Below are 20,926 nucleotides of genomic sequence, written 5' to 3'. Positions count from 1 at the left end.
TTTTGACCGCCGTTCCTGCCAGCCAGCGCCGTTTTCCGGGCGCCGGGCAAGTTTATCCGGGAACAGAAAGAAGGCACGCGAGCGATGGCCCAGACAACCTTCGATTATGTGATCATCGGGGGAGGGACCGCTGGTTGCGTACTCGCCAATCGCCTGAGCGAGGACGGGCGCAGTTCGGTCCTTCTGATCGAGGGCGGGCACAAGGGCGAGGGGTTTCTCAATCGCGTGCCGGCATCCAGCTTCATGCTGATCGGCAATCCCCGGTTTGACTGGATATTTCCGGTAGCCCCCGATCCCACCATCAACGACCAGGTAAAGACCTGGAGCGGCGGCAAGCTCCTCGGCGGCTCCAGCAGCATCAACGGTATGGTGTACTTGCGCGGATTGAAGTCCGACTTCGACGACTGGGCCGGCGATGGCGCTGAAGGTTGGGATTGGGCCGCCCTTCACCCATATTTCCTGAAAAGCGAGAATTATACCGGGCCCGATCTGCCCAGTCACGCGCGCGGCGGTCCGCTCACCGTATCGCCGAGCACGGAGGTTCATCCCCTTGCACATGCGTTTATCCGCTCGTGCGGCGCGTTGGGAATGAGCAAGCTGGATGATTATTGTGCAGGCGAAATGTTCGGCAGTTTCCTCAACCTGTCGACCACGCGCAACGGAGTTCGCGTCAGCGCGCGAACGGCCTATCTGGCGCCGGTGCGTCGCCGACGAAATCTCACAGTTCGGACCGGCGTCCTGGTCGACCGGATCCTGATGGACGGCACTCGTGCGAGGGGCGTCGAAACGTGCGGGCCAAACGGCCGGGAACGGGTCAGCGCGGGCCGGGAGATCATTCTGTCTGCGGGAACCTTGGCCTCCCCGCCAATCCTCATGCGATCGGGCATCGGGCCAGCCGACCATCTCCGCCCATACGGGATCGATGTTGTCGCAGACCTGCCGGGCGTAGGCGCCAACCTCCAGGAGCACACCGCACTCGCTGTATGTCACGAGGTCGATGTGCCCACCTATAATAACATGACCGGGCCGGTCTCGCTCGCCTCTGCCGGGTTGCGGTGGCTGCTTACCGGCAAGGGGCCGCTCGCCTCGATCGCGGTCCACGCGATGGCGTATGGACGATCGAGCCTGTCGGACGGACGGGCCGACATCATCTTCAGCTTCATCCCCATCGCCGTGGATCACGGGCCGAAGGGCATTACACCGCACAAGCGGTCGGGCGTGACCATCGGGTCGAACGTCGCTCGTCCGCATAGCCGCGGTGTGATCCACCTGGAGACAAGAGACCCCTACACCCGTCCCAACATCGCGCACCCGCTGTTCGATGATGAGCGGGACATCGTGGCGGCAATCGACGCGGTAAAGATGTCCGAGGCGATGTTTCGCGCGCCTGGCCTTCGCGACCATTTCAACGGGCGGATCAACCCGCCAAGTTTGCCGCTCAATGAGGACGAATGGGTCGCCTATCTCCGCGAGACAGCCAGCAGCGGCTATCATCCTGTAGGCACCTGCCGAATTGGCAGCGACGACCGATCCGTCGTGAACGAACGCCTGCAGGTGCGCGGGATCCGCGGCCTCAGGGTGGTGGATGCGTCCGTCATGCCACGACTGGTCTCGGGTAACACACAGGCAGCAACGTACGCCGTTGCGGAGCGGGGAGCCGACCTTATCCGCGAAGATCGAGACGCACTCTAATCGAGACGCACTCTAGGTGTCGGGCCCTCCTAACTTGGCCATAAGCGACATGTCTCGCACCGCTCGCACAACGAAGGAAAGTCAATTATGTCCAGTGACGACTATCTTGGCCGCTTTCACTGCATACGCTTCGAGAAATGCGGCAACGGCGTACTGGAAATGGCGCTGCATACGCGTGACGGGGAGGCACTATGGGGAACATCGGAGAAGAGCCTCCATGCTGAGCTTGGCGCGGCATTTCTCGACATCGCGCGCGATCGCGATGTCAAGGTCCTGCTACTGACGGGCACGGGCGACAGTTTCGTCGCGGCGATGGACAGCGTGGAGGTTAAGCCGGAGAAAGACGCAGCGAGCGCGTGGCGACGCCTTCACGAAGAGGGTACGGCGCTGCTCGAGAACTTTCTGGCTATTCCAGTCCCGATCATCTCGGCAGTGAATGGGCCGGCGCTGATCCACGCCGAGCTGCCGGTGCTGGCGGACATTGTGCTTGCCGCGGAGCATGCCGAGTTCGCCGACATCGCGCATGTCCCGAACGGGGTTGTGCCAGGCGATGGAGTGCAGGTTGTGTGGCCCATGCTGCTGGGCCCCAATCGCGGCCGCTATTTCCTGCTTACAGGAGAGCGTATCGGTGCCGAAGAGGCGAAACGGCTAGGCATCGTCGGTGAGGTGCTGGCAAAAGATGGCCTTTTGCCTCGTGCGCGGGAGCTGGCCGCGCGTCTCGCCAAACTGCCGTCGCCCACGCTCAGGTATACGCGAATGCTTCTGAACCGCGAACTGCGTCGACGGATGATCGACGAGCTTGGTGGCGGGCTCGCTTACGAGGCGTTAGCGCTGATATATCCGGACGGATGATGGCTGCCGGAAATTGGGGCGCATCTCGCCAAGCCGTGGCACGAATGTGCCTACCGGGTCAGCGCTCGCGCCTCTGGTTCTGCAGGACCCGCACACCGCCTGCCTGGTGGACGCCGGCTACTGATCCCCCGTCGACCAGAATGTCCGTACCGGTGATGTAGCTCGCCGAGGAAGATGCGAGAAAGGACACGACCGCCGCGATTTCTTCGGGTCGACCGGTACGTCCGGCCGGCGTGACGTCAATCATTCGCGCCATTTCGGGGCCGGCGTTATTCTCGAGAGCCCCCATGGGCGTGTCAATGATACCGGGAGACAGCGATACGATCCGGGCGCCGACCGCGCCGAAGCGCGGCGCCATGGACTGTGCGTAAAGCTGGACCCCTCGTTTGGAAAGCGGATATGCCGTTCGAGAGCTGCGCATCAGCAGGTTCGAAATGAGCGAGCGCCGTCCAGCGAGAAGATTTCTGATGGCCTTGTCGAGCATCGGCCGCGCCAGTAGATGACCGGAATTCGAGGCGATCAGGATCGCCGCACCATCCGGCGCCATGGCTGGCAGCACGGCTTCCACAAGCCTTCTCGTCGCAAACAGATTGATGTCCACAATGCGTCGTCCGTCGGCCATCGAGGGCGAAACGCCTGCGGCATGGACGAGGGCGCCGATCTTGCGCGTTCCGAGTGCGGCGATAATTTGCCCAGGCAGGCTCGTGTCGGCGATGTCCCCTGCAATCAGGCTGATCTCGGCGTCGTCCCGGAGGGATTTCGCGAGGTTTTCGAGTGGTTCTTCCCTTAAGTCGCTGAGTATCAGGGCGTGCCCCTCCTCGGCGAACGATCGGGCTATGGCTGCACCCATGCCGCCGCAGGCGCCGGTCACGATAACGACGTCGTTGTGAGTTTGTTGCATCCGCGGCAGGCCTTTCAATGGCGGAAACTCGTTCGAATGCGAGTTCGACAATTCCGCAAAATCTCGCGGCCGATACATTAGAAGTCTGTCAGCTGCCAAGTGATGGAACGAGACGGCCCAAGTTGTTTTGGGATGAGATTTCGCGCTTCCTGTTGCGATTTTCAAAGGAAGCCCGCGCTTGAAATCGTCCTGACAAACTCTGCAACGCAGGCGGTGATGGCTGCTCAGTGTGCTTCTATCGGGGCCACCTTGCGGGCAATGTTGAAGAAGCGCAGTCTGAAAATCAGACGGCATCCGTTCTCAATGGGGCAAACACATATACCCTCTGGAGCGACGCAACATCCGGGATATGCGGTAAACGCCGGGGGTGCAAACATGCGAAGGTATTCCAGGTATGACCCTGCTGATGGCTGACCATTTCGGCGAGGGTCGCGACGACAATCCCTACTGGAATGAGAGCGTCTGGTTCTCTTTCTCGATCCCCGAGCGCCGTATCCACGGTTCGATCCAGTACTATTTTCGGCCGAACATGGGCATGCTTAACGGCGGCCCGGTGATGTGGGATCCGTCGGGCAGGTTTCAGTGGAACTGCCTGTATTATAACTGGAGCCACCTCCAGGCGATGCCGAAGGGGGCGCAGAAGTTCGACATGCAGGCGCGCAACTCGCTTCGCGTGAAGATGCTCGAACCGCTGAAGCGCTATAAGATCGGTTACGACAAGGAAGGCTTCCAAATGGACCTCGTGTGGGAGGCGCTCGGCCCCTGCCACGAGCTCAAGACCGGTGATCCAGGCCAGACGGCGACCGCCAAGTTCCACATCGAGCAACCCGGACGGATGAAGGGCACGGTGCGCCGTCACGGCGAGACGTTCGCGATCGACTGCTTCTCGATGCGAGACACCTCGTATGGCGCACGCGATTACGAATCGCTGGCGCTGGGCGGCTATTTCTGGGGCATTGCTGCCGACAGCAGCTTCCACGCACTATGTATGGGGGAAGGCCGCGAGGCCAAGTGCATCGGCGGCTACATCTTTAAGGATGGCGAGATGGCCAGCCTGGCATCCGGCAAGCGCACGATCCTGGAATACGGTCAGTTCGGCCCATCCAAGGTGCTGTTCGAGGGCACCGACAAGCTCGGCCGCTCGATGCAGGCCACCGGCTCGATCGATCCCGGACTGATCTTCACCGGCTATACCGACCACACGGTGGTCTGGTCACTGGCCGAATGGGACTGGGACGGGCTGACTCACTGGGGCGACAATCAGGAATTCGCCCCGTCCGAATGGTTCCGCCAGATGGCACGCGGTGAAATCAAACTAGGCGAGGCGACAGCATGACCAAACCCGGCCAGATCATCATTGTCAACGGCACTTCCGGCTCGGGCAAGTCAACTGCCGCCGAACGTTTTCAGAAGCGGTCGGACGACTATTGGCTGCTTTACGGGATCGACCACTTCTTCGCCGGCACCCAGCCCTCGCAGTACGGCCACCATGGGCCGAAATCGCGTGAGGGCATCCATGCCGAGCCGGTCGATCCCGCGAATCCGGACGGGCCGCTCAAGTGGACGATCGGGCCAAAGGGCGTGCAGGCTTTCGCCACGCTGCATGAATGGATCGCCTCGGCCTCGCGCCAGGGGTGCAACATCATCTTCGACCACTTGCTGATGACCGATACGCCGGTGCTGACCGACTGCATCTGGCGGCTCGAAGGCCTGCCGGTGCTGCTGGTGACGTTGAAGCCGCCGCTCGACGTGCTGGAGAAGCGCGTTGCCGAACGGCAGATGGACAAGAAGCTGCCGATCGACCTGCTCGGCGAGGATGCCGCGAGGAAGATCGTCGATCGACTGGCACGGCTGCGTCCATGGTTCACCGAGACGGTCTATGCCAACGAGATCGCCGACCTGACGATCGACACGGCGGCGCACGGCGTGGACGAGGTCTGCGCGATGATTGAAGCGCGCCTGGCCGAAGGACCGGGGACAGCGTTTTCACGATTGCGCGAGAAATTTCCCAGGTAGCGCTCGAAACCGACAACGCCGCCGCTTTATGAAAGCGGCCCGTTGTTCACTTCGCCCAAGGGGTCAAATCTCCGGTTCGTTTGACAACAACACTCGCCGGAATGTGCAGTCCTGGCGGGAAGATACACCCAGCGCACAGCCGCAATGACGGCGGCCGAAGAATGGAAATGGCCGCCGCCGGGGAGAAACGCCGAACGGTGCTCGCTCTTGAGCATTGGCCACCGTTTCTCTCCGTCGTACGAGTCTGGACTGTGCCAGCTTCCTCTCATCCTACTGGAGGAATTTTCCGCAACACGGTTGATACGCGATCGACGCCGGGCCGTTTCCTCGTCTACATCCGGAATGCCTTGGCATGCGCTCCCCGGCGTTCGGCGGCCGCGAGGTCGGCATCGGCTACGGCATCTTCCTGCTCCGGGAGAATTGAGCAATGAGTAGGCGGGGGCGGCGAAGGCCTCGCGATAAGCACTATCAAGGAAGGGCTGCCATGCCAAAATCGACGACCTCCTGGAGTATGGCCGCCATCACAGGCGTGGCTCTGGTGCTGGGAGCACGCGCCGCCGCGCAGCCCGATTCCGCCGAGCGTCCGCCAGTCCAGCCCGAGCTCGGCGCGCGCTCGGCGCCGATCATCATGTCCGACGGGCTGCGCTTCCGCGATCTCGACCGCAATGGACGACTGACTCCCTACGAGGATTGGCGGCTGACGCCTCTGGTGCGTGCTCGAGATCTTGTCTCACGCATGACACTGGAGGAAAAGGCCGGGGCGATGGTTCATCCAGCCCTCACCAACGCCGATCAAGTCCGGCGATTCAAGCTGACCTCGGTTCTGACCAGATCGCCTAGCGCGCCGGCGGTGATAGCCGCAGAGAACAACAGCCTGCAGCAGGCGGCCGAAGACACACGCCTCGGCATTCCGATGACCATCAGTTCAGATCCCCGGCACGGGATGAGCGAGGTCGAAGGGGCGAGCGTTTTGGCCGAAGGCTTTCCCAAGTGGCCGGATGCCCTCGGTTTTGGTTCGATCGGAGATCCTGCAGTGACCCGCCATTTTGCAGAGACGGTGGCGGCGGAATACCGCGCCGTGGGGATCACAATGGCGTTGTCGCCCCAGGCCGACGTCGCCACAGAGCCCCGCTGGTCGCGCATCTCGGGGACGTTCGGTGAGGACTTCGACACCGTCGCCAGGCACTCCGCCGCGTATATCGAAGGAATTCAAGGAAATCCCCGCGGTCTGGCGCGCGGCGGCGTCGCTGCGATCGTCAAGCACTTCGCCGGCTACGGCGCGCAAGACGATGGCTGGGATAGTCACAACTATTATGGCCGCTACTCGGTCTTTCCGGGAAAAATGCTCGAACGACACATCGCTGTATACCGGCCGTCGTTCGCCGCCGGCGTCGCGGGAGTGATGCCGACCTATTCGATCATCAAGACTCCGGATTTCGAGCCGGTTGGTGGCGCGTTCAGCAAGCATCTGCTCGATGACCTCCTCCGCAAGCGGGAGCATTATAGCGGGCTCGTCCTCTCCGATTTCGGTGTGACCGAGAATTGCACCCTGTCCTGCATCACCGGCGACCTCAGCGGCGGGGTGGGCGAGGTCTACGGCAAGCCATGGGGCATGGAGACGGCGAGCAAGGAAGACCGTTTCGTCGCCGCCATCAATGCAGGCGTCGATCAAGTCGGCGGAGCCGAAGACGGAGCCCCGATCGTCTCCGCGGTGCGAAGCGGACGTCTGTCGATGCCACGGATCGACGAAGCCGTTACCCGCATCATGGTGCTCAAGTTCGAGCAGGGGCTGTTCGAGAACCCTTACGTCGACCTCAGCAGGGTTTCGCAAGTCGTCGGGCAGCCGGCGTTCCAGACGGCTGCGCTCGAGGCGCAGCAACGGTCGCTCGTCCTGCTGAGCAACCGCAAGGCGACCCTGCCGGTGCGCCCCATGGGGGTCAAAGTCTTCCTGCGCGGAGTCGATCCGACGATGGCGGCGCAGGCCGGGTTCACCCCGGTTGAGACGCTCGAAGAGGCCGATCTTGCGATTATGCGCGTAGCGGCCCCTTGGCGTAGCGAGCATCCCGGATGGATCATGGGACGCTCGCAGCATGAGGGCGATCTGTCCTTTCCGCCCGACAGCGAGGCGCTGCGTGAGATCGAGGCGGCCGCCCGCCGGGTGCCGACGATCGTCAGCATCTATCTTGACCGGCCGGCCATCGTCACCCCGCTGCGTGACAAGGCGGCGGCGTTGATCGGCGATTTCGGCGTCAGCGACCAGGCGCTGCTGCGCGCCATCACCGGCCAGTCGAGCATTTCCGGGCGGTTGCCGATCGAGTTGCCGTCGAGCATGGCGGCGGTAGAGGCGCAGCGCGAGGACGTGCCGCGCGATTCGGCCAGGCCGTTGTACCCCTATGGCTTCGGCCTGAGGCTGCCCGCGCTCGCCGGGCGGCCGCCCGTGCCGGCCGAGGTTCCTGCGTGGGCCAAGGCGCTGGCGCAGCGCGCGCGGCAGTACTCGACCGCGACCACGCCGATCGCCGACTTGATGGCCAATCCTGACGCGCGCGAGATTCTCATGCGGCACCTTCCAGCCGTGGTCCAGTCGGGCAACATCGAGCGCATGGGCGCACTCACCCTGGGCCGGCTGCAGGGCATGGCGCCGCAGATGGTTCCGGACGCAGCGCTGTCGGCGATCGACGCCGAGCTGGCGCGTCTCGCCCCGCCTGAATAGGGGAACTTGGCCGTGGCAGGTTGAACTGCCGCGGCCGAAACGACGCGAGGGAGATGGTGATTCAACAAGTCGCGAGCGGCTGCAGGCGCGAGGGTGTTCGCGTCGACAGCGCCAGCGCTCGCGGCGCTACATGACATCATCATCCGGCATTTCGATCGCCATACCCACAAGATGGCTTCCGCCCCTCCGCATGATTCTACCGGCGTCAGCCGGTCAGTCATTCAGCGCAACCTCGACTATCCTCTCCGTTCGCTACCAACCGTCTTCGGCTTCGCTGCACGCCGCCGTTCGATTTCAAAGCGTGGCAGCCGCATCCCCTTTGTGCGGCTTGTCAGGTGGAACTGCCGGCAAAGCGCGCAGCGATAGGGGCGCAGGGTGAACGGGGCTTTCTCGGCCACCATGAGCGCGGCGGCCTCGGTCGGGTACCGAGACTTTCGCTGGCAGATTCCCGGCCGGGTGCGCACCGGGGTCAGCCCAAAAGCTTCGGGCCGAGCAGCATCAGCATCTTCACGTCAATGGCAAAGCCCCCGTCGCGGAACCGCGCTATCGCCTCGTCGATTCCGGATAGCGGCACGCGGTGAACGACGATGTCCTCATGATCGACGCCGCCGCCGTCGCCGACCTTCTCCAGATCGTGCGCGCGGAACAGGGTGAAGCTTTCGCTGACCATTCCGGGCGAGGAATAGAACTCGCCGATCTTCTCCATCCGCCCGGCGCGGTAGCCGGTTTCCTCTTCCAGTTCGCGCGCCGCGGCAATGGCGGCGTCCTCGCCAACCGTGTGGTCGTGATCGCCGACAAGGCCGGCGGGCAGCTCTATGCAGCGACGGCCGAGCGGAACGCGGTATTGATCGACGAGAATCACGTGGTCTCCGTCGTTTCCGGTATCGTCGACGGCCAGGATAACCGCCGCATGGATGCCGCGCGCCCGGCCGACATATTCCCATCGCCCGCGCTTCTTCGCGGTGATGAACCGCCCCTCCCACATGATTTCCTCGGGAGCGTGTGCGTCTGCCGTCATACTTCGATCAGCCTGTCGGGAAGTTCGTTCACGTCGTCGTCCGTGCGCGGGAAGTGCGGGGCGAGGATCGCGCCGACCTTGTCCACCGCCGCGCACATGCCGTCGGCGATACGGCCTTCGCGTACATGGGCCAGCATGGCTTGCATGGCATCGCCCCAGACGTCGGGATCGACTTTGCCGGCGATGGCCTCGTCGGCGACGATTTCGGCGCGGTGCTCGCGCATGGAAAGGTAGATGAGCACGCCGGTGCGCCCGGTGGTGCGGCGCTCGGCGCCGATGCGAAAGGCCCGGATCGCCCGCTCGTGGACGCGCATGGTCTTTACCTGCGGAGGGATGAGCGCGAACTTGAGCGGCCGCCAGAACTGCAGCAGGAACACGCCGCCGAACTTCAGCGCGGCGAATACCGCCGCCAGCGAGATGATCGCGCGGGGCGTCCACTCGTGGCCCCAGCCGGCGAAGAGGCGATCGTAAAGACCGAGGTAGAAATCAGGCACAATGACCAGCGCGCACAAGGCCAGCAGCGAGGCGGCGGCCGACCAGGCGAGTTGGACATCGGTATAGCCGTCGGAACGGTCGGCCAGGATCGTGACGATCTCGCCCGAACTCTGCAGCTCCGCCTGCGCGACGGCAGCGCTGATCCGCGCGTGATCTTCCCGGGTGAGATAAGTGCGGGAGGGCATGTTCGTCTCCTCTACCAGCTTCCGCTCGAGCCGCCGCCGCCGAAGCTGCCGCCGCCGCCCGAGAAGCCGCCACCGCCGAAGCCGCCACCACCACCGCCGAAGCCGCCGCCACCACCGCCACCGAAGCCGCCGGGTATCCAGACGATCGGCCCCGCGCCGTAGCGCCGCCGCCGACCGCCGCCGCGCGCCTCGTTTATCATCGGCATGACGACGAAGAACACGATGATGAGGATGAAGACGATTACGCCCAGCGGAATGCCGCCGCCTCTCTCGCGCTGCTGGTCGGCCTGTGCGGCGATCTTCTGCGCTTCTTCCGGCGGGAGGGTGAGCTGCTGGACGATCGCATCGACCCCGGCCTCGATCCCCCCGGCCATGTCATCTTCCTTGAAGCGGGGGACGATAGCCTTGTTGATGATGAGGAAGCTCATCCCGTCGGTCAGTACCGGTTCGAGGCCATAACCCACCTCGATCCGCACTTTGCGCTCATTGGGCGCGACGATCAGCAGGGCGCCGTTGTCGTCGTCCTTCTGGCCGATGCCCCACGCGCGTCCGAGCTGATACCCGTAGTCGGAAATGTCGTAGCCCTGCAGGTCCGGGATGGTCGCGACGACGAGCTGGCGCCGTGACTGCCGCTCGAGCACTTCAAGCTTCTGCGTCAGCCGCGCTTCCTCGGCATCGGGGATGATCCCCGCCGCATCGACTACTCGCCCGGTGAGCTTGGGGAACTCCTGCGCCGTGCCCGCCTGGGGGGCAAGCAGGGCGCAGAAAGCCAGAAACAGGGCAAGGAATGGCCGGAAACGCGTCACCGGATCACATCTTGCCTTCGAGGCTGGGCGCGACTTCTGCGCCCGGCGTCACCGCCTGGTAAGGCACCAGTGGGTCCGCGCCGCGCAGCGCAGCGCCGATCATCGTCGGGAAAGTGCGGACCTCGGTATTATAGTCCTGCACCGCCGCGTTGTAGTCGCGCACGGAGATGCGGATGCGGTTTTCCTGGCCCTCGAGCTGGCTTTGCAGCATCTGATAGTTGGTGATCGACTTGAGATCGGGATAGGCCTCGAAGCTGGCGAGCAGTCGGCCCAGGTTGGCGCCGAGGTTCGCCTGCGCCTGCTGGAACTGCGCCATCTTTGCCGGATCGTCGAGATCCTCGGCATTGATCTGGATGGAGGTTGCCTTGGCGCGCGCCTCGACGACGCCGGTGAGGATTTCCTTCTCCTGCTCGGCCGCGCCCCTAGCGACGGCCGCGAGGTTGGGCACGAGGTTGGCGCGCTCCTGGAACGCGGCCTGCACATCGGCCCACTTGGCCTTGGCGGCCTCCTGCTTGGTGGGCACCGAGTTGAAGCCGCAGGCGGCAAGGCTCATCGCCGCGAGTGTCACGAGCGCATAGCGGCCCAGGCGCGACATGAAACGGGCGGACGGGTTCGAAGCTGTCACGTTCGAAGCTGACATGGGATATTCCTACTCCTCATCGGCCGCGCCGCGGCCTTCGCGGCGAATGTAGCGGGGTACATTGATGGTTCAAGGACTTGACCGCCGTAATGCCCGGTTGCGATGAAATGCGTGTGGCGCGAGGCCGCACTCAGGAGGGCGGAATGTTCCAGGAGTTCAAGAAATTCATCGCCAAGGGCAATGTCATGGACCTTGCCGTCGGCGTCATAATCGGTACCGCATTCGGGGCGATCGTCAAGTCGCTGACCGATGAGGTCATCATGCCCGCGGTCGGCGAGATTTTCGGTGGGGCGGACTTCTCGAACCATTTCGTGCTGCTGAGCACGCCCGAGGGGTTCACCGGCGCGATGGACGATTATGCCGCGCTCAAGGAAGCGGGCGCGGCGATGATCGGCTACGGGGCTTTTGCCACCGCGATCGTCAATTTCCTGATCCTCGCCTTCGTCATTTTCCTGATGGTTCGTTATGTGAACAGGCTGATGGAAGCCGTTGAGAAAAAAGAGGAAGCGGCGGCAGCGACACCCGCCGGCCCCAGCGAGATCGAGCTGCTGACGGAAATCCGCGACGAGCTCAAGAAGCGGTGACGGGCGATGCGCGCCGCCGGATTTTTCGCCGGCGCGCTCACTTCACATTCACGATTGATCGCCTATATGGGTCAGTGCCGGTTTTGGCCGGCTATGACGATAAACTGCGCCGTGTAATAGGCACAGCGGACCCGGGGGCGGTACCCGGCGGCTCCACCATCACCTTGTCCCGGAAGGGGCAACCCTGTTGTCGCAGGGGTGTTGATGGGGCCGAACTAGGATCGACGTGTGTTAAAAGACGGTGTTTTCGTCCGGGCTGAGTAACCCGTTAAAGGCTCAAAACTCATAAGTGCCAACGACAACGAAGCACTTGCTCTCGCTGCGTAATTCTAGGGGCTAACGCCCTGAAGTTACAAAGTTAGAACGCGGTTGGACCCACCGGGCAACAGAAGCGGATTCCAGGGGCCCGGGGCGAGCCTGACAACAGAATCGCCCCACTTTGCCGAATTGTCGATATCTCTCGCGAACGTGCCTGGGCCTCAGGCTGCTTTGCGCTGCTCCCGCGCCGCGTCGGCCTCCTGACGTTCCCGGTTCGCCTTTTCGTATTTCAGGCAATCGAGGATCTTGGCGCCGGCCATGAACACCGCGCCGGTGCAGGCCAGGAACAGCAGCTTGCCCCCAAGGCCGGGAAACCGCGTGAGATAGACGCTGCCCCGCTCGACCGCGCCGAGCGCCAGGGCGTAGATGATCAGGTACGCTTCCCAGCGCGTCTTGATCATGAAGAGGCGGGCGATTTTCCTGAGCATTGTTGTCCTCTCGTATCGACCTTCCTCTTAGCAACCATCGTGCCAGTCGAGGCTTTTTACCGATTCCCGTACCCGACGTTAGCTAAAGTGTAAGTCATTCCGACGCGGAACGTAAAGCGGCGTGATAGCAGCCGTCCCGGAGGGCGACAGTCTGGGCGGTTGCCATTCCCCTTGCCTTGCGTCATAGGGCTCACCATCCTTCCCCGGGACAGTTTTGGTATCAATGATGGCGCTTGCGCGACAGTTCGCGCCTGCGCGTCTGATCGTGCGCGAGGAATGATGACTGACAGGGTTGAACGTTCGGGTCTCCGGGTTGACGCGGGGCTGGCGAAATTTGTCGAAGAGCAGGTTCTTGCCCCCATCGGGCAGGACGTGGCCGCGTTTTGGGCCGGCTTCGCGGACCTGCTGGGGAGGTTCGTCCCCCGCAATAGGGCGCTGCTCGCAAGGCGCGACGATTTGCAGGCCCAGATCGACGCCTGGCACACGGCGCGGGCCGGCAAGCCGATAGAGCAGGGCGAGTATCATGCGTTCCTGAAGGAAATCGGCTATCTGGTTCCCGAACCGGGCGAATTCACCATCGGTACCCGCAACGTCGACCACGAGATCGCGGCCATGGCCGGGCCTCAACTCGTCGTGCCGGTGCTCAACGCGCGTTTCCTGCTCAATGCCGCCAATGCGCGCTGGGGCAGCCTTTACGACGCCCTGTATGGCACCGACGCGCTCGACGCGCCGCCGGCGAAAGGACCGGGGTATGACGCGGAGCGCGGCGCGGCGGTCATCGCGGCCGGCCGCCGGTTTCTCGACCAGGTGCTGCCGCTGGCCTCGGGAAGCTGGGCCGACGTGGAAACCGTCGAAGTTCCGCTCGCCGATCTCGAGCAGTACGTTGGCGGGACCAGGGACGGGTTCCTGTTCAGGTCGAACGGCCTGCACATCGAGATCGTCATCGACCCGTCGAGCGAGGTTGGTGCCACCGACAAGGCGGGCATCGCGGACATTCGCCTCGAATCGGCGCTGACCACCATCGTCGATCTTGAGGATTCGGTCGCGGCGGTCGATGCCGAGGACAAGGTGCTGGCCTATTCGAACTGGCTCGGCGTGATCCGCGGTGACCTGACCGACACTTTCGAGAAGGGCGGCAGGACCATGACCCGCGCGCTGGCGGACAACAAGGTCGTCACCACGCTCACCGGCGAGGCGCAGGAACTGCCGGGCCGCAGCCTGCTGTTCGTGCGCAACGTCGGCCATCTCATGACAAACCCGGCGATCCTCCTGCCCGATGGCAGCGAGATACCCGAGGGCATCCTGGATGCCGTGATCACCAGCGCGATCTCGGCGCAGGACGTGAAGGGCCTGACGAAATACGGCAACAGCCGCGAAGGCAGCATCTACATCGTCAAGCCAAAGATGCATGGCCCCGAAGAATGCGCCTTTACCAATGACTTGTTCGATGCCGTTGAGCATCTGCTTGAGCTGCCGCACAACACCGTCAAAGTTGGCGTCATGGACGAGGAGCGCCGCACTTCGGCCAATCTTGCCGCCTGCATCCATGCCGTGAAGGACCGCATCGTCTTCATCAACACCGGCTTCCTCGACCGCACCGGCGACGAGATCCACACTTCGATGCGTGCGGGAGCGATGATCCGCAAGAACGACATGAAGGGTTCGGCCTGGATCGCCGCCTACGAGAAGCGCAATGTCGCGATCGGCCTGTGCCACGGCCTTTCGGGCGTCGCCCAGATCGGTAAGGGCATGTGGGCCGCGCCGGACAAGATGCGCGACATGATGGAACAGAAGATCGGTCATCCGAAGACCGGCGCCAACACCGCCTGGGTCCCGTCTCCCGCCGCCGCCACGCTCCATGCGATGCACTATCACGAGGTCGACGTTTTTGCCCTGCGCAAGGACATGGAAGGCGCCGAGGTGCCCGGTCTCGACCTGCTGTTGCAGGTGCCGCTCGCCGACCGGGTGAACTGGTCGGAGGACGAGGTTCGCGAGGAGCTGGACAACAACGCACAGGGCCTTCTCGGCTATGTCGTGCGCTGGATCGACCAGGGGGTTGGTTGCTCCAAGGTTCCCGACATCAACGACGTCGGGCTGATGGAAGACCGCGCGACACTGCGCATTTCCAGCCAGCACATGGCCAACTGGCTGTTCCACGGCGTGTGCAGCAAGGAGCAGGTCATGGCTTCGCTGAAGCGCATGGCAGCGAAGGTCGACGCGCAGAACGCGGGCGACCCGCTCTACGAACCGATGGCTGGCAACTGGGATACGAGCTTCGCGTTCCAGGCTGCCTGCGACCTCGTGTTCAAGGGTGTCGAGCAGCCCAGCGGATACACCGAACCGCTGCTGCACGCCTGGCGCCTCAAAAAGAAGGCGGCGGCCTCGGCCTAGCGACGCATGATCGAATGTCCGGCATCCCGGGCTCGCTCCGGGATGTCGGTCAGCTCAAGACCCGTCCGATCGAGACGAACTCGTCGACGCTGAGCGTTTCCGCGCGGCGCTGGGGGTCGATGCCGAGCGTTTCCAGCGTGTCGAGCCCGCCGGGAACGCCCTTGAGGCTCTGACGCAGCATCTTGCGGCGCTGACCGAAGGCGGCTTCGGTCACCCGTTCCAGCACACGCATCGATACGCCTTGCGGCGCCTCCGCCGGTGTGATTTGGACGATGGCCGACATGACCTTGGGCGGCGGGGTGAAGGCGCTCCGGTGGACCTTCATCGCCAGTTTCGCGCGGGAACGCCACTGCGCCAGAATGGCAAGCCGGCCATAGGCGGAGGTGCCGGGCTCGGCGACGATGCGGCGTGCGACTTCCTCCTGGAACATGAGCGTCAGGGAACGCCACTGCGGCGGCCATTCCTCGCCCGAAAGCCAGCCGGTGAACAGCGCCGTGCCGACATTGTAGGGCAGGTTGGCGACGATATGATACGCCCCCTCGAACAGCGTTGCGGGGGCAATCTTCATCGCGTCGCCCTCGATCACGCGCAGCTTGCCGGGAAAGATCTCCTCCAGCTCGGCCAGCGGGGGAAGGCAGCGCCGGTCCATCTCGATCGCGGTGACCTGCGCGCCCGCGCGCAGCAGGGCGCGGGTAAGGCCACCCGGGCCGGGGCCGACTTCAAGCACCTGCTGCCCTTCGAGCGCGCCGGGAATGGCGGCGATGCGGTCGAGCAGCTGTTCGTCGAAGAGGAAGTTCTGCCCGAGCGCCTTGGACGCCGAAAGGCCATGCTTCGCGATGACTTCGCGTAGTGGGGGGAGGGATGGTTCGACGGTGTTCACCGGGCTTCCCTAGCCGCTCGTGTCGAGCGAAGTCGAGACACGAAGGGGATCAGAGGGCCTCTACCCGCCGTGCCGCACACTCGCCGGCCATGCGGAGGGCTGCAATCATCGCGCCCGCGCTTGCCACGCCCTTGCCGGCGATGGCGAAGGCCGTCCCGTGATCGGGCGAAGTGCGCACGATAGGCAGGCCGAGCGTGACGTTCACGCCCTGGTCGAAATCGAGCGTCTTGATCGGGATCAGCGCCTGGTCGTGGTACATGCACAGCGCCACGTCGTACTTTCCGCGCTCGTGTGCCGCGAACAGCGCATCGGCGGGGTGCGGGCCGGTGACCGTGAGCCCTTCGGCCCGAAGCGCCTGAATCGCGGGCATGATGATCCGCTGCTCCTCGCTGCCCATGCGCCCGTCCTCTCCGGCGTGAGGGTTGAGGCCGGTGACCGCGAGGCGAGGGGTTTTCAGGCCAAAGTCGCGGGCGAGCGAGCGGGCGACGATGCGCGCGCGATGGACGATCAGCTCCTGCGACAGCATCCCCGGAACCTGTGCCAGCGCCGTATGGACCGTCAGCGGCACGGTTCGCAGCGAGGGGCCGGCCAGCATCATCACCGCGTCTTCATGCGGCAGCTCGCAGGCGTCAGCGAGGAATTCGGTCTGTCCGGGCTGGGTAAAGCCGACTTCTGCGAGCTTCGATTTGGCGATGGGGCCGGTGACGACAGCGCCCGCCGCGCCGGACAAGGCAAGCGCGGTGGCACGGCTCAACGAATGGAGCGCCAGTTCCGCGCCCGCCCGGTTGGGGGCGCCAAACGTGGGATCGCAATCCTCGCCTCCCAGGACCGGAAGGCCGCTCTGGAAAGCCGCCGCCGCTTCGGCGGGATCGGCGATCCTGACGGTCGAAAGATCGATGCCCCGGCTGCGGGCTGCCGCGAGGAGAACGCCCGCGCCACCGACGGCGAAGAACGGTGCCAGCCCGGCACTCTCGCGTCGCGCCCAGGCCTGCGCGATCACTTCCGGGCCGATCCCCGCGGGATCGCCCAGCGATACGGCGAGCGGGGCCGCTTTCGCCATGTCAGCGGCTCCCTTCGAGGTCAGTTGTATTCGATGATCGCGTCACGCCTGAGGTCGCGCAGGTACATCTGCGCGCGCTTGTTGATGCGGTCATCCTCCATCTGCGCCATGAGCTGGTCGAAGCTCGGCCCGCCGTCGACCTGCGGATCGTCGCGACCGCAGAGCATCAGTACGCGCACGCCCTCATCGACCGAACCGAAGGGCGGCAGCGTCTCCCCCGGCGAGAGCTGGAGCACCGCGTTCTGGATCGGGCCGGGCAGGTCGCGGGCGCGGACCTGATCGTTGGCTACGACCTGGGCGCCGATGCTGGCGGCCACGTTGTCAACGTCGCCGCAGCCCTTGGCGGTCTGGATCGTCTTGGCGAACTGCTCCGCCCTGGCGCTGGCCTGTGCCTCGGTGATGCCCTTGGGGAAGTTGATGGAGATCTGCTTGAGCGCGAGCAGGGCGTCGCGCGGGTCGGCGGTGAGCACCTGGCGCTTGTCGATCAGATAGAGAATGTCGAAACCGCCGGGGACCTCGATCGGGCCGACCAACTGGCCGGGCTGCATCTCGCGCGCGGCGGTGGCGAGCTCGCCGGGAAGCTGGGCCAGACGGATCCAGCCCAGATCGCCGCCGACCGCGGCTGTCGAGGCCTGCGAATACTGGCGGGCGTAGGCGGCGAAGCTGCCGCCTTCGCGCAGTTGCTGCACGATCTGCGACGCGTTGTTGTGGACCTGATCGCGCGTTTCCGGCGTGGCGGCCAGGTAGATCTCGCCCAGTCGGAACTCGTCGGTGCCCTTGGAGGCCTTGAGGCGCGCGATGACCTCGTTCACTTCATCGTCGGAGATGTTGATGAACGGCGCCACATTGCGCTGGAGCAGGCGCTGCCATGAAAGCTCTCCGCGGATCTGCTGCTTCAGCGACTCCGGCGAGGAACCGACGCGCTTGAGGTAGGCGTCCATCGCGCCGACGTTCTGGTTGAAGTTCTGCGCTGCCACGCGGGCATAGGACTGTTCTACCTCGGCCTGCGAAACCTCGATGTCAGAAGCCTTGGCTTCCTGGATCTGCAGCGTTTCGTCGATGAGGTTGCGCAGGACCTGCAGGCGCAGGCGCTGCCTCTCCTCATCGCTGATCTGGCCCTGGTTGGCGGCAAGGATCAGAGCAAGGCGCTGGTCGACATCGGTGCCGGTAATCACCGAGCCGTTCACCACGGCAGTGGCGCGGCGCACGTTGGGATTGTCGTTGCCGAAGATCTTCACGTCGTCTGGAATGACGATCGCTCCCTGCGGCGCGGACTGGGCGTAGGCTGCCGTGCCCGCAACACCGCCCGAGAGAGCGACGATGGCGCCGAACGCGTGGAACGCCCGCTTGATGAACTTGCTGCGATTGACTGCTTGCACCGTGATATAGATCCCGTTTTCGACCGGCCTCAACCGGATTGGCCCGGGCAGGAAAGGCGCAACGCCCTTGAGCGTCGCACATGCCTGCCGCAGCTGTATTTGTTCCTGCCGTGCTGCGGCTTAACCGAAAATGAGCACACCCGATAGCGGCTTTGACCGGGCGTGCCAACGGCTGGGGGCCGGCAAGGCAGCGCTATTCCCGCCGGCCCCCTGCGCCCGATGTCGCCGAGAGGGTCCGTCCTCACTTCAGGCCGATGTTCTTGAGGCTGAAACGCAGCTGGAAGGAGTTGCCCTTGCGCGCGTCGCCTGTAGCCTCGTAATCGCGGCGCCAGGTCAACGCGATCTGCATGCAGTCGTCCTCATATGCTGCGCCGATACGCGTGCGCAGCGGCTGGAATCCGTCCGAGCCGAAGACCGGGTCCTCCGACCGGTCGGTCAGGTTGACGACGGCGGAGCCGAACAGCGACCAGTATCTGGCGAAAGCGACACGCCCGGCCGCGCGCACTTCCTCGCGGTCCTGAAGATCCTCGATGTCGCTGGCGATGTCGCGGTTGAGCTTGATGTAGCCCAGTTCGAGGTAGGTCCGGTTGTTGCCCACGACCGCGTCGAACTCGTTGCGGCGCACCGCCAGGCTGTTCTGGTCGACGCGATAGCGGTGAATGACCTTGATGAAGTTGCGATAGCGCACCTCGGTGCGCCCGACGATGTCGGAGGCCTTGTTGGTGAGTCCGGTCCCGTCGGGAAACAGCGTCGGCTTGTCGCTCAGCCGGATCGACTGGCCGACGCTCGTCTTGATCCGCCAGCGCGGCCGTTCGAACTGCCAGTCCACCCCGTAGGTGAACCGCACGCCGTCCTCGATGCGGTCGTAGCCGGGAAAGCGGTTGAGCGAGAACAGGTTGCTGTCCTCCAGCTCAAGCGCGCGCGAATCCTCGTTGGGAATCGACAGGTTCTTCAAATTGGGGCTGGCGACGAGCTGCACGCGCGGGGTGAGCACCTGGGTGCCGCCGAAGATCTGGCCGACCAACGGCCACTTCACGTCTATGGCGGCCGTGGCGATGCCGCGTTCCTGCCAGCCCGGATCGCCCCTGTAGATCAGGGTACTCGTCGCCGCGTTCTCGTCCGAGTGATAGACGTCGCCGCGCACGAGCCCGGTCAGCGTCACTTCCTGTCCCAGCGGCGTCAGCTTGCGCAGCGACCACTGCGCGCTGGCGAAGGCGCGCTGCGTATCCTGCCCATCGGTGCGGGTTATGCCCAGGGTATTGAGCTGCGTTTCGATCTTGCCGCCGAAGATCGGATCCTCGTAGCGGTGGCGGTAGTCCATCACCGGGAAAGCGACCGGGATCAGGCCCTGGTTGCGATCCGCCTGCAGCGTCTGCGTGGCATAGCCGGCGAAAGAGAAGTAACTGTCCTGATCGATCCGCTCGACCGCGACCATCGAGCGCAGGCGGTCATCGCGGCTGATGTCGTAGCGGCGCAGGAAGGTGCGGTCCGTAGCGCGGCGGATGGAGCCGCTGACGCTCCAGTTCTCATCCAGCTGGAACCGGCCGTTGGCGAAGACATAGCCGCGAAACGCGTTTTCGCCGCCGTTGCCTGACGAACCGAAGATGGGAATGCGGTTACTGGCCGTGGCGTACCCGGTGATCTGGTATGCCCCGCTTCCTGTGAGGGCGCGATACTCCAGCGAGGCCATCGGCGCGGCCTTGGTATAGGCATAGGCCGTCGCGGCCAGATCGCGATTCTCGGCGATCTTCCAGTAATAGGTTTCGCTGATCTCGACGCCGTTCGACGGCGAGAGGCGGAAATCGGGCACCAGGAAGCCGGAAACGGACTGCCCGACCGTGCTCACCGTAAGGCCCAGCAGCGGCAACTGGATCGCGCCGAACAGCTCCAGCCGCGCGCCCCTGAAGCTGATGCGCTTGCGGTCTTCGCTGTAGATCACCTGCTTGGCGGTGATCCGCCAGCTCGGCTTCTTGGGGCAGCCTTCGCTATCGACCACGTCGCAGCCGGTATAGGCGGCCTTGTTGAGGATGACGTCGCCATTGGGCAGGCGTTCGCCGTCGGCCGCCGCGAGCCGTCCGCCTTCGCGCAGGGCCAGCAGCATGTTCTCCATAGCGCCGGTCTTGAGCTCGTCGGTCAGCTCTATGCGGTCGGTGAAGAGCTGGTTGCCGTCCCGGTCGAGGACGCGCACATCGCCGGTGGCGACGATCTGGCCGGTGCCGCGATTCCAGGTGACGGTATCCGCGCGCACCGACTGCCCGTCGCGTCGCAACACGACGTTGCCGCTGGCGGTGACCGAATCATTATTCTGATCGTATTCCAGCGTATCCGCCTCGAAGGCGATCGGAAGTCTCTCTTCCGCCGCGGGCGGGGTGTTTTGGGTCGCAGCGGAAACGTCCTGCGCCAATGCCCCTTCGGAAATGGCCAGGATCGCGAAGCCTGCGGCTGCAATGCTCATCGGGATTGGACGCAAGCGGCGGGAACAGGCTTGCTGCAAGGGCGGCACGGCGGGGAGCATCACTTGCCTATCGCACCGCCGGTGCCTAACTGCAATCCAGTCATGCGGCGAAGCGC

Annotated in this window: 17 protein-coding genes and 1 other RNA gene; 8 read left to right on the top strand and 10 right to left on the bottom strand. The window is 64.3% G+C overall.

Annotated elements, in window-relative coordinates:
- Positions 1–84 precede the first annotated feature (84 nt).
- The gene (locus tag IEX32_RS09475) at positions 85–1,692 is read left to right on the top strand and encodes a GMC family oxidoreductase (RefSeq protein WP_188770816.1); all 1,608 of its coding nucleotides are present in this window, start codon (positions 85–87) and stop codon (positions 1,690–1,692) included.
- Between the two features lie 87 nt (positions 1,693–1,779).
- Positions 1,780–2,544 carry an enoyl-CoA hydratase/isomerase family protein gene (locus IEX32_RS09470; RefSeq protein ID WP_188770814.1) on the top strand — a complete coding sequence of 255 codons (765 nt, stop codon included), beginning with the start codon at positions 1,780–1,782 and terminating at the stop codon, positions 2,542–2,544.
- 58 nt (positions 2,545–2,602) lie between these two features.
- Here the strand turns inward: IEX32_RS09470 and IEX32_RS09465 are convergent, their stop codons facing one another.
- Positions 2,603–3,463, bottom strand: a complete 861-nt coding sequence (locus IEX32_RS09465; protein ID WP_229736278.1) for an SDR family oxidoreductase — start codon at positions 3,461–3,463, stop codon at positions 2,603–2,605.
- A gap of 376 nt (positions 3,464–3,839) precedes the next feature.
- On the opposite strand from IEX32_RS09465, the gene IEX32_RS09460 reads away from it, so the two are divergent.
- The 3 genes from IEX32_RS09460 to IEX32_RS09450 all read left to right on the top strand — a co-directional run bounded on the left by IEX32_RS09460 (position 3,840) and on the right by IEX32_RS09450 (position 8,171).
- Positions 3,840–4,781, top strand: a complete 942-nt coding sequence (locus IEX32_RS09460; RefSeq protein WP_188770810.1) for a DUF7064 domain-containing protein — start codon at positions 3,840–3,842, stop codon at positions 4,779–4,781.
- On the top strand, positions 4,778–5,461 hold the full coding sequence (locus tag IEX32_RS09455) for a phosphotransferase-like protein (RefSeq protein WP_188770808.1): 684 nt from the start codon (positions 4,778–4,780) through the stop codon (positions 5,459–5,461). The genes IEX32_RS09460 and IEX32_RS09455 overlap by 4 nt, the downstream gene beginning before the upstream one ends.
- Positions 5,462–5,945: 484 nt before the next feature.
- Positions 5,946–8,171, top strand: coding sequence for a glycoside hydrolase family 3 protein (locus tag IEX32_RS09450; protein ID WP_229736277.1), 2,226 nt, complete (start codon positions 5,946–5,948; stop codon positions 8,169–8,171).
- Positions 8,172–8,640: 469 nt separating this feature from the next.
- Here IEX32_RS09450 and IEX32_RS09445 read toward each other — a convergent pair whose 3' ends face one another.
- From IEX32_RS09445 to IEX32_RS09430, 4 genes are read right to left on the bottom strand one after another with little or no spacing between them, the layout of a single operon-like run.
- On the bottom strand, positions 8,641–9,189 hold the full coding sequence (locus IEX32_RS09445) for an NUDIX hydrolase (RefSeq protein WP_188770806.1): 549 nt from the start codon (positions 9,187–9,189) through the stop codon (positions 8,641–8,643).
- Positions 9,186–9,869: a TPM domain-containing protein gene (locus tag IEX32_RS09440; protein WP_188770804.1), complete on the bottom strand. Its 684-nt coding sequence runs from the start codon at positions 9,867–9,869 to the stop codon at positions 9,186–9,188. The genes IEX32_RS09445 and IEX32_RS09440 overlap by 4 nt, the downstream gene beginning before the upstream one ends.
- An 11-nt stretch (positions 9,870–9,880) precedes the next feature.
- Positions 9,881–10,675, bottom strand: coding sequence for a TPM domain-containing protein (locus tag IEX32_RS09435; RefSeq protein ID WP_188770802.1), 795 nt, complete (start codon positions 10,673–10,675; stop codon positions 9,881–9,883).
- A gap of 4 nt (positions 10,676–10,679) precedes the next feature.
- Positions 10,680–11,270: a LemA family protein gene (locus IEX32_RS09430; protein ID WP_188770898.1), complete on the bottom strand. Its 591-nt coding sequence runs from the start codon at positions 11,268–11,270 to the stop codon at positions 10,680–10,682.
- 188 nt (positions 11,271–11,458) lie between these two features.
- Between IEX32_RS09430 and mscL the strand changes: the two genes are divergently transcribed.
- Together mscL and ssrA are read left to right on the top strand one after the other, a co-directional pair.
- On the top strand, positions 11,459–11,899 hold the full coding sequence (gene mscL / locus IEX32_RS09425; protein ID WP_188770801.1) for a large conductance mechanosensitive channel protein MscL: 441 nt from the start codon (positions 11,459–11,461) through the stop codon (positions 11,897–11,899).
- A 37-nt stretch (positions 11,900–11,936) separates the two neighbouring features.
- Positions 11,937–12,299: a transfer-messenger RNA gene (gene ssrA / locus IEX32_RS09420) on the top strand.
- A gap of 79 nt (positions 12,300–12,378) precedes the next feature.
- Here the strand turns inward: ssrA and IEX32_RS09415 are convergent.
- Positions 12,379–12,645 (bottom strand): hypothetical protein, encoded by a 267-nt coding sequence (locus tag IEX32_RS09415; RefSeq protein WP_188770800.1) that lies wholly within the window; start codon positions 12,643–12,645, stop codon positions 12,379–12,381.
- A gap of 279 nt (positions 12,646–12,924) precedes the next feature.
- Here IEX32_RS09415 and IEX32_RS09410 point away from each other — a divergent pair, with 279 nt between their 5' ends.
- Positions 12,925–15,036: a malate synthase G gene (locus IEX32_RS09410; protein ID WP_188770799.1), complete on the top strand. Its 2,112-nt coding sequence runs from the start codon at positions 12,925–12,927 to the stop codon at positions 15,034–15,036.
- 49 nt (positions 15,037–15,085) lie between these two features.
- On the opposite strand, the gene rsmA is transcribed toward IEX32_RS09410, so the two are convergent.
- From rsmA to IEX32_RS09390, 4 genes are all read right to left on the bottom strand, one after another.
- Positions 15,086–15,916, bottom strand: a complete 831-nt coding sequence (gene rsmA, locus IEX32_RS09405; RefSeq protein ID WP_188770797.1) for a 16S rRNA (adenine(1518)-N(6)/adenine(1519)-N(6))-dimethyltransferase RsmA — start codon at positions 15,914–15,916, stop codon at positions 15,086–15,088.
- 49 nt (positions 15,917–15,965) lie between these two features.
- The gene (gene pdxA, locus IEX32_RS09400; protein ID WP_188770795.1) at positions 15,966–16,976 is read right to left on the bottom strand and encodes a 4-hydroxythreonine-4-phosphate dehydrogenase PdxA; all 1,011 of its coding nucleotides are present in this window, start codon (positions 16,974–16,976) and stop codon (positions 15,966–15,968) included.
- 20 nt (positions 16,977–16,996) lie between these two features.
- Positions 16,997–18,355, bottom strand: coding sequence for a peptidylprolyl isomerase (locus IEX32_RS09395; RefSeq protein ID WP_188770793.1), 1,359 nt, complete (start codon positions 18,353–18,355; stop codon positions 16,997–16,999).
- A gap of 241 nt (positions 18,356–18,596) precedes the next feature.
- Positions 18,597–20,870: an LPS-assembly protein LptD gene (locus tag IEX32_RS09390; RefSeq protein WP_188770791.1), complete on the bottom strand. Its 2,274-nt coding sequence runs from the start codon at positions 20,868–20,870 to the stop codon at positions 18,597–18,599.
- Positions 20,871–20,926 lie beyond the last annotated feature (56 nt).

This window comes from Novosphingobium endophyticum, from assembly GCF_014640675.1.
Taxonomy (GTDB): domain Bacteria; phylum Pseudomonadota; class Alphaproteobacteria; order Sphingomonadales; family Sphingomonadaceae; genus Novosphingobium; species Novosphingobium endophyticum.
Note: the sequence above shows the minus strand (reverse complement) of the source record. Positions and strands in the feature narration are given on the sequence as shown.